The sequence below is a fragment of the Enterobacter sp. DSM 30060 genome (genome assembly GCF_013375955.1).
GTDB lineage: Bacteria > Pseudomonadota > Gammaproteobacteria > Enterobacterales > Enterobacteriaceae > Enterobacter > Enterobacter intestinihominis.
In genome coordinates this window covers 1916975-1931534 of record NZ_CP056118.1, presented here as the reverse complement: position 1 = coordinate 1931534, position 14560 = coordinate 1916975, and the positions used below count along the sequence as shown (strand labels likewise).

13 protein-coding genes are annotated in these 14560 nt (G+C 54.9%); 1 reads left to right on the top strand and 12 read right to left on the bottom strand.

Translation table 11 applies throughout. From position 1 onward, the window contains the following. Positions 1-125: 125 nt before the first annotated feature. The 12 genes from wecG to trxA all read right to left on the bottom strand — a co-directional run bounded on the left by wecG (position 126) and on the right by trxA (position 13147). Positions 126-866 (bottom strand): lipopolysaccharide N-acetylmannosaminouronosyltransferase, encoded by a 741-nt coding sequence (wecG, locus tag HWQ15_RS09195; RefSeq protein ID WP_022646653.1) that lies wholly within the window; start codon positions 864-866, stop codon positions 126-128. Positions 867-878: 12 nt separating this feature from the next. After that, on the bottom strand, positions 879-2231 hold the full coding sequence (gene wzyE, locus HWQ15_RS09190; protein ID WP_017693948.1) for an ECA oligosaccharide polymerase: 1353 nt from the start codon (positions 2229-2231) through the stop codon (positions 879-881). After that, positions 2228-3307 (bottom strand): TDP-N-acetylfucosamine:lipid II N-acetylfucosaminyltransferase, encoded by a 1080-nt coding sequence (locus HWQ15_RS09185; RefSeq protein ID WP_038415039.1) that lies wholly within the window; start codon positions 3305-3307, stop codon positions 2228-2230. The genes wzyE and HWQ15_RS09185 overlap by 4 nt, the downstream gene beginning before the upstream one ends. After that, positions 3304-4554 (bottom strand): lipid III flippase WzxE, encoded by a 1251-nt coding sequence (wzxE, locus tag HWQ15_RS09180; protein ID WP_023305222.1) that lies wholly within the window; start codon positions 4552-4554, stop codon positions 3304-3306. Before wzxE ends, HWQ15_RS09185 begins: the two co-directional genes overlap by 4 nt. Position 4555: 1 nt before the next feature. After that, positions 4556-5686, bottom strand: a complete 1131-nt coding sequence (rffA, locus tag HWQ15_RS09175; RefSeq protein WP_032608214.1) for a dTDP-4-amino-4,6-dideoxygalactose transaminase — start codon at positions 5684-5686, stop codon at positions 4556-4558. A gap of 4 nt (positions 5687-5690) precedes the next feature. Further along, positions 5691-6368, bottom strand: coding sequence for a dTDP-4-amino-4,6-dideoxy-D-galactose acyltransferase (gene rffC, locus HWQ15_RS09170; protein ID WP_023305220.1), 678 nt, complete (start codon positions 6366-6368; stop codon positions 5691-5693). Beyond that, positions 6365-7627 carry a UDP-N-acetyl-D-mannosamine dehydrogenase gene (wecC, locus tag HWQ15_RS09165; protein ID WP_023299034.1) on the bottom strand — a complete coding sequence of 421 codons (1263 nt, stop codon included), beginning with the start codon at positions 7625-7627 and terminating at the stop codon, positions 6365-6367. The genes rffC and wecC overlap by 4 nt, the downstream gene beginning before the upstream one ends. Continuing rightward, positions 7624-8754 (bottom strand): non-hydrolyzing UDP-N-acetylglucosamine 2-epimerase, encoded by a 1131-nt coding sequence (gene wecB / locus HWQ15_RS09160; protein ID WP_045308205.1) that lies wholly within the window; start codon positions 8752-8754, stop codon positions 7624-7626. The genes wecC and wecB overlap by 4 nt, the downstream gene beginning before the upstream one ends. A gap of 56 nt (positions 8755-8810) precedes the next feature. Further along, complete coding sequence (gene wzzE / locus HWQ15_RS09155; RefSeq protein WP_022646646.1) at positions 8811-9857, bottom strand: ECA polysaccharide chain length modulation protein; 1047 nt, start codon at positions 9855-9857, stop codon at positions 8811-8813. A 13-nt stretch (positions 9858-9870) separates the two neighbouring features. Continuing rightward, on the bottom strand, positions 9871-10974 hold the full coding sequence (gene wecA / locus HWQ15_RS09150; RefSeq protein ID WP_001050933.1) for a UDP-N-acetylglucosamine--undecaprenyl-phosphate N-acetylglucosaminephosphotransferase: 1104 nt from the start codon (positions 10972-10974) through the stop codon (positions 9871-9873). A 242-nt stretch (positions 10975-11216) separates the two neighbouring features. Beyond that, a complete protein-coding gene (gene rho, locus HWQ15_RS09145; protein WP_001054528.1) occupies positions 11217-12476 on the bottom strand; it encodes a transcription termination factor Rho in 1260 nt (419 codons plus the stop codon). Positions 12477-12817: 341 nt separating this feature from the next. Further along, positions 12818-13147, bottom strand: coding sequence for a thioredoxin TrxA (gene trxA / locus HWQ15_RS09140; protein WP_006812392.1), 330 nt, complete (start codon positions 13145-13147; stop codon positions 12818-12820). A gap of 144 nt (positions 13148-13291) precedes the next feature. Here trxA and rhlB point away from each other — a divergent pair, with 144 nt between their 5' ends. Continuing rightward, complete coding sequence (rhlB, locus tag HWQ15_RS09135; RefSeq protein ID WP_022646644.1) at positions 13292-14560, top strand: ATP-dependent RNA helicase RhlB; 1269 nt, start codon at positions 13292-13294, stop codon at positions 14558-14560.

The following is a 14560-nucleotide window of genomic DNA, read 5'->3' as shown; positions in this document are numbered from 1 at the left end:
CGAATGGTTTCTTAAATTCTGGCAAATGGCAAACAATGCATTAAAAAAATGAATGCATTGCACATAAACTCAGCAGTTTTGCGGGGGGCGTTGCAGCGCGAACAGCAGATCGCGCTGCATATTGATTACATTTTCCCGGTGTAGTGCCAGGCGAGGTAGCGCAGAAGGCGAATCTGTCGTTTTATACGCGTCGGTTGGGAGAGCAGGCGGTAGAGCCACTCCAGCCCCAGGTTTTGCCAGACTTTGGGCGCACGCTTAACGTGGCCGGTAAAGACGTCGTAGGTGCCGCCAACGCCCATATAAAGCGCATCCGGGCTGACCAGACGGCAATCGCGCATCAGTATTTCCTGGCGCGGCGACCCCATAGCGACAGTGACAATTTTCGCCCCGCTGTCGCGCACGCGCTCATATAACGCCTGGCGATCTTCCGGCCTGAAATAGCCATCCTGGCTGCCCACTATGTTAACATTCCACTGGTTACGCAGCTTTTGTTCGGTCTGCGCCAGCACCTCTGGCTTGCCACCGATCAAAAATACCGGCGTGCCTTCAGCGCCTGCGCGCTCCATAAGCCGCTCCCAAAGGTCAGCACCCGCCACGCGAGACACATTAGCGTCTGGAAACTTTTTACGAATTGAACGCACCACGCTAATACCGTCTGCGTATTTAAACTCCGCGGCTTCAATCAGGCTTTTCACTTCCGCATTATCTTCAACCGCCAGCATTTTTTCTGCGTTGATGGCCACCAGCGTGCCCGACTTCATCTGCCCGTCCGCGAACAGAAAATCCAGCGCGTGCTGCATGTCACGCCAGCCAATCAGCTGTAGCCCGCGCAGCGCATAACGCGGGGCTGAAGTTGTATCCGTCATGATAATCCCTACTCAGACTTGCGACAGCGTTGTGCTGCCCTGTGGCTCACGTCTGTGCACAAGCCCTGCACTGTCAAACAACCAGTACAGCAGTTTTGCCAGCAGCAGACAGAGTCCGAAAACGACCATAAAGAACACCACGCGTGAGACGAATGAATCCAGCCCCTCGCGCGCCAGAACGATCATATTGAAAATGGCACCGAAACAGAAACTGTGCAAAACAGCGGCTTTGTAGCGGTTGGTCTCTTCGTTACCCAGCGTATATAGCCAGTCGAACCATTTTATTATCAGCCCTACCGCGATCGCGCCAGGCAGGATAAACCACGTTCCGCCCATCACTACCAGCGAGCCAATCAGGGTTGGGGAAATCGCCAGACCCGAATGGTTGTTCAGCACTTCCCAGGTGAAGTAGTTCGCCGTGTTCAGGACAATGCCGGGACGATCGGGCCACAGCCACGTCGGTATAAAGACATAGAAATCGCGAACAATCGGCGCCAGCCCCTGGAATTCGATTTTGTCGTAGTTTTGCAGCAGTAATGCCAGGTTTTCCCACGGCGAGAAGGTGTCGCGCGTCAGATACAGGAAGGTGTAAAACGCTTCGTCGCCGGCCACGTTCAGCCCGTAGCGCTTCAGCGCAAGCCAGAACATCCCCACAATGCCAAAGACGCCTGCCGCCGCCAGCATCCACAGCGAGATCCAGCCGCGAATAATGCCGATAAACAGGAAAATCGCGAAGGCGATAATGATGTTGGCGCGGGTGCCGCCGACGATCATGTAGGTCAGAATGCCAAATGCGACGGTGCTGACCAGGAAGAACAGCCAGGCTTTGCTGTCCTGACGCAGGAAAAAGACCACCAGCATCGCCGGGATAAAGAAATAGAAGAAACGCTTGAGCGCGACGCCGGAGACTTCGGCGGAGAAAATCTGGCTATAGGACTGCAACTTAAACAGTAAAAAGCCGTTATGCATGAAGAAAATCGCCACGCTGACGAGGGCGATAGTCATCAGCATAACCCACGTCAGATGGGTTTCTACCCGGTTCATGGTAAACAGCGGACGACGGGGGGTGGTGTCTTTTGCCGCTCGCAGGCGCGTTTTATAAGTGACGTAGTACACCGCGTAGAAGCAGGTCGCAGAGAGCAGCGCCTGCAACAAGATTTCCGGCGGCGCGACGCCAACATCAAAGCGGAACACGAGGATGCTGGTCAGCGGGAAGCCAAAGAAAAAGGTCAGCAAAAACAGCAGCGAGAAGAATACGTTGAAGTTAAAACGTACCCGCCGGAATTCAAACCAGGTGAGCGTGGCGATAAACAGCGTGCTCAGCAGCCAGACCACCAGCAAGCCGCTAAACTGCAACTGGCTCATGCGTTGTCTCCTGAAGCAATACGCAGCGCGCGGTGCCACGGCGTGAGGTAGTTCGGGCTGAAAAAGTCGATGCTATTTTTATCAACCAGCGTGAGCTGACGCTGCGCTTCCCGTACCACCTCGACATTAAGCGTGTCAGAGGTAAACAGCACCGGAATATGCTGCTCGGCCATGTCCTGCCAGAACGGGTTTTCGCGGTTGAGCACGCAGGGTACGCCCGCCTGAATCAGCAGACACAGCGTGCCAATCCCCTGCTGACGGGCAAAGATGAAATAGCCCAGATCGCATTTTCGCAGCAGCGCGAGATAGTCATCAAATTCCAGCTTATCGCTGAGAATGTGCAGGTTTTCCGCGCTAAACAGCGCAAGCCCCTGCTGGCGAACTTCATCGATGTAGGCGTCGTTATTGGCGGGATAGCCCATCGGCACCACCACGTTCACCGTGTCGCCAAACTGCTGATGCACCGCCCTCAGCGCCGCGACATGCTCGTTACTGCGATCGCCGGAATTCCCCACCAGGATGGTCAGCTTGCCCTCTCGAACCGTGTCATTCGCCATGGTGTTCAGCGCCGGATCCATACGGGTCGGGAAATAGAGCAGCTCCCCGCGAACCTTCGGGTGCTGTTTAGCAAAATAGTTGAGATCGCCTCGGGTAGCAAAAACGCAGCCCACGCGCGCCTGCGCCAGACGACGCAGCGGATAGAAAAGTCGGAACTTCCAGCCACGGGAGACTTCGTAGAGATCCGCTCCCCAGATATGCCAGCTGAACTGAGAAGGTTTGATCCCGCCGCTTAACAGCGCCAGCCACAGTCCGGTATTGAACTGTCCATGGAAGAAGAAACGTTGGCTTCGATCCGCTTTGGCTTTAGCAACCACGGCCTTCGTCAGCGCCGCTTTGTCTGGCCAGAAGGTGATATGCAATGCCGGACACGCCGCGCTCAGGCCGCTGTCGCGTCCAACGACCATAAACTCACGCGCATCGGGCGTGCCGGATGCCAGTTCATCGTTGAAGAACCGCAGAACGGTCTGGTTATGATGCGGGATATCCGATCCCAGTATGTGTATCAGTGCAGTCATGCGCGTTTACGCCAAAGTAAAAATACGCCGCAACAGGCAGCGAAATAAACGATATAAGTTGCCATATAGGCCTGCGCCGCCCCCAGCGCACCGTGGGTGGGGATCAGCCAGTGAGAAAATGCCGTCAGCAGCGCAAACTGGCCGATCTCTGCCAGGATATACAACCGCAGCGAAGCCTTCGCAATCACCAGATAGCCGAAAACGTATGCCCCCACTTTCAGCACATCGCCGACCAGTTGCCAGGCAAACAGATCGCGCATGGCGGTAAACTTCGCCGAAAACAGCAGCCAGATGGCGAAATCACGCAGTAACCACACGGTAAAGCTGGCGATCGCAACCGCCGGCAACACGAAACGCAGGGCGCGAAAAATCTCGCGGGTAATATCCTGCCTGGACGTCAGGCGCGATAAGGTTGGCAGCAAATAGACGCTAAAGGAAGCCGTAATAAATTGGAGGTAAGCATCTGAAATGCTGCTCACGCCCTGCCAGATCCCCACTTCATCCCAGCTGTAATGCGCTGCCAGCAGGTTTCGCATCATCACGTAAGCCACGGGAAGCGTTACCGAAGTGATGAGCGCCATCAGGGTAAACTTTCCTAGCTGCCCCGCCAGCATCTTGTCCCACTGCGGTTTCAGGTAACTCAGCGGGACATTGCCTCTGCGCATCAGCATAAACGCTGCCGGAACGACAACGAGCGCAGGCACCAGCGCCAGCCCCAGCAGCGCGCCTTCATAGCCGCCCAGCCGATAGCAGAAGTAGTAGGCGATAACGCCGATAATGCTGCCGAGGATCAGCGCCAGCGCATTCCCGGCGGCATCACGGAAGCCTTTCATCAGCGCCAGCAGCAGGTTCGCCCAGGCGATCCCCATCTGAACGAACGCCACCAGGCGCACCAGTCCCTGATAGTGCGTGTGTCCGAACAGTCCCTGACTAACAGGTGCCGCCGCCAGCAAAAAGACGATGGCCAGCAACGTAGAGAAGCCCAGCACCATAGCAGAGGAGGTGCCCACCACCGTGCGAAGCTTTTCGGCATCGTCATGATGCTGCGCGACGTATTTGGTGACGCCATTGAATATCCCGGCACCTGCCAGCACGCCAAGCACCGTGACCAGCTGGCGGAAGTTCCCTGCCAGCCCAACGCCTGACGGACCAAATGAGACGGCCAGCAGCTTGACGACCAGTAACCCGGCGCCAATTTTTACTAGCGTGGACGCTGCCGTCCACACCGACGCTTTTGCCAGAGACATATCAGGCGAAATAACTCAGAAGCGAATTGATCACCGTACGCTGGTTCACCGGCGCGAGGTTGTAGAACAGGGGCAGGCGGAGCAGACGTTCGCTCTCTTTGGTGGTGTAGCGGTCTTCACCGGCAAACATCCCGAAGGCTTCGCCAGCCGGGCTGGAGTGCAGCGGAATATAGTGGAATACCGCCATAATTTCCGCCTCCTTCAGCCAGGCAATCAGCTTGCTGCGATCGTCGTTATCGCGCAGCTTGATATAGAACATGTGGGCGTTGTGGATGCAGTCTGCCGGAATAGTCGGCAGTTCAATACGTCCGGCTTTAGCCAGCGGCTCCAGCGCGTCGTAGTAGGTTTGCCACAGGGAGAGGCGTTGCAGATTGATTCGCTCTGCCGCTTCCAGCTGCGCCCAGAGATACGCGGCCTGCAAGTCCGCCATCAGGTAGCTTGAGCCGATATCGCGCCAGGTGTATTTATCCACCTGACCGCGGAAGAACTGGCTGCGGTTGGTCCCTTTTTCACGGATCACTTCCGCACGCTCCACAAGGGCACGATCGTTAATCAGCGTCGCGCCGCCTTCGCCGCCTGCGGTGTAGTTTTTAGTTTCGTGGAAGCTAAAGCAGCCGATATGACCGATGGTTCCCAGCGCGCGACCTTTGTAGGTGGACATCACGCCCTGCGCGGCGTCTTCCACCACGAACAGGTTGTGCTTTTTGGCGATGGCCATGATGGTGTCCATTTCACAGGCCACGCCCGCGTAATGCACCGGAACAATCGCCCGCGTTTTGTCGGTGATCGCCGCTTCAATCAGCGTTTCGTCGATGTTCATGGTATCCGGACGGATATCCACAAACACGATTTTCGCCCCGCGCAGGACAAACGCGTTCGCCGTGGAGACGAAGGTGTAGCTCGGCATGATCACTTCATCGCCGGGCTGAATATCCAGCAGCAGCGCGGCCATTTCGAGCGATGCGGTACAGGACGGCGTCAGCAGCACCTTGGCACTGTGAAAACGTTGCTCCATCCACTGCTGGCAGCGACGGGTAAAACCACCGTCGCCACAGAGCTTGCCGCTGCCCATAGCCGACTGCATGTAATCAAGTTCAGTGCCCACAACGGGAGGCGCGTTAAATGGAATCATCTTGTCACCTGTATAACCAGTAGGCGGTGGCGTCGATGCTGGCACCACTCGCAATATAACGTTTAAGCGCAGCGGTGTTGCCCATCTGGGTTGCGACCCGCAGCGTCGATACCTGTTGTTGCTCCGCCCAGTGCAGCGCCGCCTGCATGAGTTTTTCGCCCATGCCGCGCCCGGCTAACAAACCGATGCGCGCCTCTTGCTCGTTGAGCCTGCGAAGCGAAACAAAACCCTGAATCTGCCCACCGGCAGTACGGAACACCAGACAGACGTGGTCAAACGTGCCTTTAACCGCATTCTCTATCCACCGGGCATAAAAGCGGCCGCTGTCATCGGGCGCATACCAGGGCGCCCGGAAACGGCTTTGAGCGAAAGCCAGCGCCGCCATCTTGCGCAGCGCGGGGATATCCTGCTCCGTTGCAATTTCCGCGCCCGGTGAGCCGTGGCGGGCCACGGTAACAGAGAGATCAACCTCGCCCTCGACCAGCCGGAATCCGTGCTGCTGGAGCGCGTCCAGCAGATCGGCGCGGTCCGCCGGGATCTTAGCCTGTACGCGCTGCCAGGCGCTGAAGTCTGCGTCCTGCAACGCAGGAGCGTTATCGCGCAGACGCACTATCGCTGAGGGGAGCGAAAAAAATACGCTTTCCCACTCAAGGGACTCCAGCACGCCGTTGAGAGTAATCAACGCCAAACGCCCTTAGTATCAACAATATACTGCTGACGCACGGCATCAGCGGAGACCGCTTTAAACGCATTGTGATCCACCAGCAGCACCAGCACATCCGCCGTCGCCAGCGCGTCATCCAGTGCGGTAAGGGTGCAGTGACCGGCAAGTTTTGCCGGCAACGCATGAATATTCGGCTCAACCACCAGCGTTTCACCGCTGTGCCAGGCTGCGATCGTTTCGGCAATTTCCATTGCCGGGCTTTCGCGCAGATCGTCAATATTCGGTTTGAATGCCAGACCAAAGCAGGCAATTTTCAGCTCACTGGCACGTTTGCCGCTGTCCGCGAGGCAATCCGCCACCGTGGCTTTCACCTGGTTGATAACCCAGTGCGGTTTGTGGTCGTTTACTTCGCGCGCGGTGCGAATCAGGCGTGCCTGTTCCGGATTCTGCGCCACGATAAACCACGGATCGACAGCGATACAGTGCCCACCCACACCCGGCCCCGGCTGAAGGATGTTCACGCGTGGGTGACGATTGGCAAGGCGAACAAGTTCCCAGACGTTAATCCCCTGATCGGCGCAAATCAACGACAGTTCATTCGCAAATGCAATGTTAACATCGCGGAAGCTGTTTTCGGTCAGTTTGCACATCTCGGCGGTGCGGGAGTTGGTCACCACGCATTCGCCTTCAAGGAAGATCTTATACAGCTCGCTGGCGCGCGCGGAGCAGACTGGGGTCATGCCGCCAATCACGCGGTCATTTTTAATCAGTTCCACCATCACCTGGCCTGGCAGTACGCGCTCAGGGCAGTAGGCGATGTTGATATCGGCCTGGTCGCCCGCCTGCTGGGGGAAGCTGAGATCGGGACGCGCCTCGGCCAGCCACTGTGCCATCTGCTCGGTTGCCCCAACAGGTGAAGTGGACTCAAGAATAACCAGTGCCCCTTTCTTCAGCACAGGCGCAATGGATTTTGCCGCCGCCTCGACGTAAACCATGTCAGGCTCGTGATCGCCTTTAAAGGGCGTAGGCACCGCAATCAGGTACGCATCGGCTTCTACCGGCGTGGTGCTGGCGCGCAGGAAGCCACCGTCCACCGCCTTTTTCACCACACGATCGAGATCGGGCTCCACGATATGAATTTCGCCACGGTTGATGGTTTCTACCGCATGCGCGTTGATATCTACGCCAATAACCTGCTTTTGACGAGAGGCAAAGGCCGCCGCAGTAGGCAGCCCGATATAGCCGAGACCAACAACAGAGATGGTAGTAAAACTCATAGCGTTACCCGATTGTGTTTAAGTGCGTGCAAAATACGTCCACAAGCCTGCCCGTCCCCGTACGGGTTATGGGCACGGCTCATCGCCTGATACTCTTCTTCGTCATGCAGTAAGCGCGTGACCTCTTCGACAATACGATGCGGATCCGTTCCCACCAGACGCACGGTACCGGCAGTGACCGCTTCCGGACGTTCAGTGGTTTCGCGCATCACCAGTACCGGCTTACCGAGGGAAGGCGCCTCTTCCTGAATGCCGCCAGAATCGGTCAGGATCAGCCAGGCGTGGTTCATCAGCCAGACAAATGGCAGATAGTCCTGCGGCTCTATCAGGAGCACGTTTTCCACATGGCCCAGGATACGGTTGACCGGTTCGCTGACGTTAGGGTTAAGGTGCACCGGATAGACAATCTGCACATCCTCATTCTGCGCGGCGATTTCAGCCAGCGCGTGGCAGATTTGCTCAAAGCCACGGCCAAAACTTTCGCGGCGGTGTCCCGTCACCAGAATCGTTTTCTTGCCGTTGTTCAGGAACGGATAGCGCGCAGCGAGTTCTGCCTGAAGCTCGCTGTTAGCCAGCACGCGGTCACGCACCCAAATCAGCGCATCAATGACCGTATTGCCGGTAACGAAGATTTTGCTGTCGCTGATATTTTCGCGCAGCAGGTTCTGACGTGAGTTCTCGGTTGGCGCAAAATGGTACATCGCCAGGTGACCGGTGAGCGTACGGTTGGCCTCTTCCGGCCACGGGGAATAAAGATTGCCGGTACGCAGTCCCGCTTCGACATGGCCAACAGGGATACGCTGATAGAACGCGGCCAGGCTGGTCGCCACGGTGGTGGTGGTGTCGCCGTGCACCAGCACTACATCCGGCTTGAACGACTCCAGAATAGGCTTTAATTCTTGCAGAATACGGCAGGTGATTTCCGTCAGTCCCTGTCCCGGTTTCATTATATTGAGATCGTAATCCGGGACGATAGAAAAGAGGGTTAAGACCTGATCGAGCATCTCACGGTGCTGGGCAGTCACGCACACTTTCGCTTCAATATCAGGATCTCTGGCCAGCGCATGAACCAGAGGCGCCATCTTGATGGCCTCCGGCCTGGTGCCAAATACGGTTAGTACTTTCACATCGATTCTCTTCGATTAGACGATGAAGGCCGCAGCCTTCATCGTAGACGGCGTTCTTAGTTTGTGCGGCGACGTAATAACGCTACGCCAGCGCCAGTCAGTGCGCCCACAATCCCCCACATGATCATCAGGAATGCGCGACGCGGACTATCGCGTTTTACAGGCTCTTCAGGCGTTCTTAAATAACGATAGGTCTGAAAACGCGGGTCCAGCGTTGGACCGACGTTGAGCGTATTGAGCATGGCGCGGTTTTGGTCGTAATCAAGGTCAAAGTCAGGGCCAACGGCCTGGATATTTTCCAGACGTGCCTGAAGCATTGGGCGACCAAGAAGGAACATTTCTGAATCAGGGAGTTCGTCAGCCGGAACATCCGTTTCGCTACGGGAAATATTGTGCTGTTCCGCAATCTTCAGCGCCTGCTCAATATTATGCACGCGACGGGCGAAGATGGCCTTAGCGACCTCTTCCTGACGTTTGACCTGCGCTTTCATCTGGATAGTTCGCGCAGCCCAGGCGCCTTTCAGCTCGTCATTCAGATGACTGGCCGCACGCTGGCTGGCAAAAGCAACGTACTGACGCAACAGGTTATTGGCGTCAGGCGCCGTTTCCGCAATCAGCTTCACGCTGTCGCTAACGTTACGGAGCACATCGCCAGGCATAAACTGAATGTTGTTGATTAAATCATCCAGCAGCGCGGCATCCGCTTTGCTGTTACCGACCATGCGCTGCTTGTAGTAGTCTGTCTGGGACCAGAAATCGCGACGTGTATCCCACGACGCCAGCTGCATCACAAACTCTTTGTAGGACTCATCCATCACCGAGGCCTGATCCGGGGTCGCCAGATTGGCCTTGATATCAAGATTACGCAGGAATTGCTGCTGGGAGTAGTAGCCTCCAAGCATATTCACCGTTGGTCGGTCTGTGATCGCCGTGGCGCTCCACTCTTGTTTCGCAAAGAAGGTGTAGGCAAGCGCTAACAGCGCGAACCCCAGGCCAATCCCCACAATCCACAGTTTGCCCTGCCATAACACTCGAAACAAACCACGAATATCCAGCTCGTTCTCAGTGCCCACTGATTTCGCTCCCGCCAACGGTTGAGTCATCATAGTCCCGGTTTTACTTAGTTAATGTTGTGTTTTTGCCACTGTTCCGACGCATCCTGCGTTTTAAACGTTTAATAAAACGCGCGACTTTCCATGCACGCTTGATGCAGTAACCGTACATGAAAAATGCTAGCAAGAATAATACCAACATTACCCATTCAGGAATGAAATGAGCGTATTCCGCGGCAACGCCAATCGCAGCCAGAATAGCAGCCGCTAGCGTAATCAGCACAAACGCCTGACGAGACGTGAAGCCGGCGCGCATAATCAGATGATGAATATGCTGCCGATCGGGAGAAAACGGGCTCATCCCTTTACGTAGACGACGGTACATAATAGCGACCATGTCCATCAGCGGGATGGCGATAATCCAGAGAGCCGTTACCGGGCTGATAGGGTGCGTTTTACCCTGCGTGGTCTCCAGCAGGACCCAGATCACCGTAAAGCCAATCAGGGTACTGCCCGCATCGCCCATAAAGACTTTATAGCGACGCCCTAACACACCCAGGTTCAGGCAGATGTAAGGCAGAATGGCGGCAATCATGGCAAAGCACCACATTGACAAGCTGTACTGGCCGTCAAACCATAAAATGATGCCGATTGCGCCAAACGAAACAGAGGACAGCCCACCGAGCAGACCGTCTATGCCATCAACCATGTTAAAGGCGTTGATAGCCGCCCACACGGCAAACAGCGTGAGGAAGAAGCCGAACGGCCCAAGCACCAGCTCCCAGGGACCAAACACGTAGCCCAGGCTTCTGAGATAGAGGCCGCCCACCACCATCATAATGATGCCAATGGCCGCCTGCACCGTCGCGCGGAACTTCACGCTGATATCAAAACGATCATCAAGGGCGCCGACCAGTACCAGCACACCGGCACATGCCAGGTAGAGTGCGGCATGGGGGATATAGTAATCCGCGATCCCGAATGTGAAACAGATGCCTGCGTATACCGAAATGCCGCCCACCAGCGGAATAAGCCCCTGATGTCGTTTACGGAAATTCGGTTTGTCCACTAACCCAATTCTTTTTGCTACCTTGCGCGCAATGAACAAAAAACAGGTTGTGAATAAAAAAATACTGATCAGCTCAGTTACTGCAGTGAGTAGATTCACAATGGATTGCTCTCAACAAATGTTAGTCCCGGAAGTATAACCATGAAGCCTCTGCCTCAGAAGGATTAAAGAAGGCTTATCACAACTCCCTTTGTATGTTTTTCAATCAATTATTTCTTTGACTGTGCAAACCTTCTTATTGTCGCACCGACCGGTCAAAATTGGGAGTGTGTGGTAATAGCGTATAGTCCATAAATAAAAAACGCCACGTAAAAACGTGGCGTTTACTGGGATTATTTGCGTTACGAGCGTTTCATCATGTCGAAGAAATCGTCGTTCGTTTTAGTCATCGCCAGTTTGTTAATGAGGAATTCCATTGCGTCGATTTCGCCCATTGGATGGATGATTTTGCGCAGGATCCACATTTTCTGCAGCTCTTCCTGAGTGGTAAGCAGCTCTTCTTTACGGGTACCGGAACGGTTGTAGTCAATCGCCGGGAAGACGCGTTTTTCTGCGATTTTACGAGAAAGGTGCAGTTCCATGTTGCCTGTACCTTTAAACTCTTCGTAGATAACTTCGTCCATTTTGGAGCCGGTATCGATCAGCGCCGTCGCGATAATGGTCAGGCTACCGCCCTCTTCCACGTTACGCGCCGCACCGAAGAAACGCTTCGGACGATGCAGGGCGTTGGCATCCACACCACCGGTCAGTACTTTACCGGAAGCCGGCACCACGGTGTTGTAGGCACGCGCCAGACGGGTAATGGAATCGAGCAGGATGATCACGTCTTTCTTGTGCTCAACCAGGCGTTTCGCCTTCTCGATAACCATTTCCGCAACCTGAACGTGGCGGGAAGCAGGCTCGTCGAAGGTTGACGCAACCACTTCCCCTTTCACCAGACGCTGCATCTCGGTCACTTCTTCCGGACGTTCGTCAATCAGCAGCACCATCAGCACACAGTCTGGATGGTTGTAAGCAATGCTCTGCGCGATGTTTTGCAGCAGCATGGTTTTACCGGCTTTCGGTGGTGCCACAATCAGACCACGCTGGCCACGACCAATTGGCGATGCCAGATCCAGCACACGAGCGGTTAAGTCTTCAGTAGACCCGTTACCACGCTCCATACGCAGACGAGAGTTCGCGTGCAGCGGCGTTAAGTTCTCGAACAGGATCTTATTGCGGGAGTTTTCCGGTTTGTCGTAGTTGACTTCATTAACCTTCAACAGCGCAAAGTAGCGTTCACCCTCTTTTGGAGGACGAATCTTACCTGAAATGGTGTCACCAGTGCGGAGGTTGAAACGGCGGATTTGGCTAGGGGATACGTAGATGTCGTCAGGGCCGGCGAGGTAGGAGCTGTCTGCAGAGCGGAGGAAACCAAATCCGTCTTGCAGTATCTCCAGCACACCGTCGCCAAAGATATCTTCGCCACTCTTAGCGTGTTGCTTCAGGATGGCGAAAATGATGTCCTGCTTGCGCATACGAGCCTGGTTTTCCAGTCCCATATTTTCGCCGAGAGTGATCAGCTCAGAAACCGGCGTATTCTTTAATTCGGTAAGATTCATAATGGTGTGGGTTCTTAAACTCGGGGTGATTCTCGAACTTAATGTTGTGAATGGTATGGCAGGGTCATCCATGCCTGTTTAGCGGCCATCACCTCATGTCTGTTCGCTGTCTGGTCACAGGGAAAGAACGCAGAACTGAAACGACAAGACGGATTGAGTGACAAGCCCGGAATCTAGCAACTTCACGCACTGTTTAAGTTAACAACGGGAAGTATCGGGTAAAACAAGATTCAAACAACAAGATATGTTTAAAACGTAGTCATAGCTAACTTAGCACGACTAAAGCCGGGCGTCCAGAGCTCACCATTAATTAGGCGCTCTGGACGCTCAGCGGAGAAACCTTACGCCAGGTTAGCGTCCAGGAACTCTTTCAGTTGACCTTTGGACAGTGCGCCCACTTTGGTCGCCGCCACGTCACCGTTCTTGAACAGCAGCAGGGTCGGGATGCCACGGATACCGTATTTTGGCGCGGTGCCCGGGTTCTGGTCGATGTTCAGCTTGGCAACGGTCAGTTTGCCCTGATATTCGTCAGCGATTTCATCCAGAATCGGAGCGATCATTTTGCAAGGACCACACCATTCAGCCCAGAAATCAACGAGGATCAGCCCGTCAGCTTTAAGTACGTCCGTGTCAAAACTGTCGTCAGTCAGGTGAATAATTTTATCGCTCATATATAACTCCACAGGAATAAGCCTGGTACGTTGGTTTTGTCTCCACCAACGACGTGTTGATGTCGCATTAACCAACTAAAGGTTGACTTTATTTCACCGGATACGCTTTCGTAAAGCAATAGTAAGCTGATATTCTACCACACTATGAGCAAAACACATTTAACAGAACAGAAGTTTTCCGACTTCGCCCTGCACCCAAAGGTGATCGAAGCCCTTGAAACTAAAGGGTTTCATAACTGCACGCCCATTCAGGCTCTCGCCCTGCCGCTGACGCTGGCCGGTCGTGATGTTGCAGGGCAGGCGCAAACCGGTACTGGCAAAACGATGGCGTTTTTAACGTCAACGTTTCATTATTTACTTTCTCACCCAGCGATTGCAGACCGCAAAGTTAACCAGCCGCGCGCGCTAATTATGGCCCCGACGCGAGAACTGGCGGTACAGATCCACGCAGACGCTGAGCCCCTGGCGCAAGCCACTGGCCTGAAACTTGGCCTGGCCTATGGCGGCGACGGCTACGATAAACAGCTGAAAGTGCTGGAAAGCGGCGTGGATATCCTGATTGGGACCACAGGCCGTCTTATCGACTACGCTAAACAGAACCATATCAACCTCGGCGCAATCCAGGTCGTGGTGCTGGATGAAGCAGACCGCATGTACGATCTGGGCTTCATTAAAGACATCCGCTGGCTGTTCCGCCGTATGCCTGCGGCAAACCAGCGTCTGAACATGCTGTTCTCCGCAACCCTGTCATACCGCGTACGTGAACTCGCATTCGAGCAGATGAACAATGCGGAATATGTGGAAGTAGAACCGGAGCAGAAAACCGGGCACCGCATTAAAGAAGAGCTCTTCTATCCTTCTAATGAAGAGAAAATGCGCCTGCTGCAAACCCTGATCGAAGAAGAGTGGCCGGATCGCGCGATCATCTTTGCGAACACTAAACACCGCTGTGAAGATATTTGGGGCCACCTGGCGGCAGATGGTCACCGTGTGGGCCTGCTGACCGGCGACGTGGCGCAGAAAAAACGCCTGCGCATTCTCGACGAATTTACTCGTGGCGACCTTGATATTCTGGTCGCGACCGACGTGGCGGCCCGTGGCCTGCACATTCCAGCCGTGACGCACGTCTTTAACTATGACCTGCCAGATGACTGTGAAGACTATGTACACCGTATCGGTCGTACCGGTCGTGCCGGCGCAAGCGGTCACTCCATCAGCCTTGCATGTGAAGAGTATGCGCTGAACCTTCCGGCCATTGAGACCTATATCGGTCACTCTATTCCACAGAGTAAATACAATCCGGACGCGCTGATGAGCGAACTGCCGCCACCTAAGCGCCTTACCCGTCCACGTACCGGTAATGGCCCGCGTCGTTCCGGCGGTGCGCCGCGTAATCGTCGTCGTTCAGGTTAA

Coding starts and splice junctions, on each gene's coding strand:
- wzzE (WP_022646646.1), bottom strand. CDS start 9,857: ATGACTCAACCGTTGGCGGGAGCGAAATCAGTGGGCACTGAGAACGAG.
- rffA (WP_032608214.1), bottom strand. CDS start 5,686: ATGATTCCATTTAACGCGCCTCCCGTTGTGGGCACTGAACTTGATTAC.
- wzxE (WP_023305222.1), bottom strand. CDS start 4,554: ATGTCTCTGGCAAAAGCGTCGGTGTGGACGGCAGCGTCCACGCTAGTA.
- rhlB (WP_022646644.1), top strand. CDS start 13,292: ATGAGCAAAACACATTTAACAGAACAGAAGTTTTCCGACTTCGCCCTG.
- wecG (WP_022646653.1), bottom strand. CDS start 866: ATGACGGATACAACTTCAGCCCCGCGTTATGCGCTGCGCGGGCTACAG.
- wecC (WP_023299034.1), bottom strand. CDS start 7,627: ATGAGTTTTACTACCATCTCTGTTGTTGGTCTCGGCTATATCGGGCTG.
- trxA (WP_006812392.1), bottom strand. CDS start 13,147: ATGAGCGATAAAATTATTCACCTGACTGACGACAGTTTTGACACGGAC.
- rho (WP_001054528.1), bottom strand. CDS start 12,476: ATGAATCTTACCGAATTAAAGAATACGCCGGTTTCTGAGCTGATCACT.
- HWQ15_RS09185 (WP_038415039.1), bottom strand. CDS start 3,307: ATGACTGCACTGATACACATACTGGGATCGGATATCCCGCATCATAAC.
- wzyE (WP_017693948.1), bottom strand. CDS start 2,231: ATGAGCCAGTTGCAGTTTAGCGGCTTGCTGGTGGTCTGGCTGCTGAGC.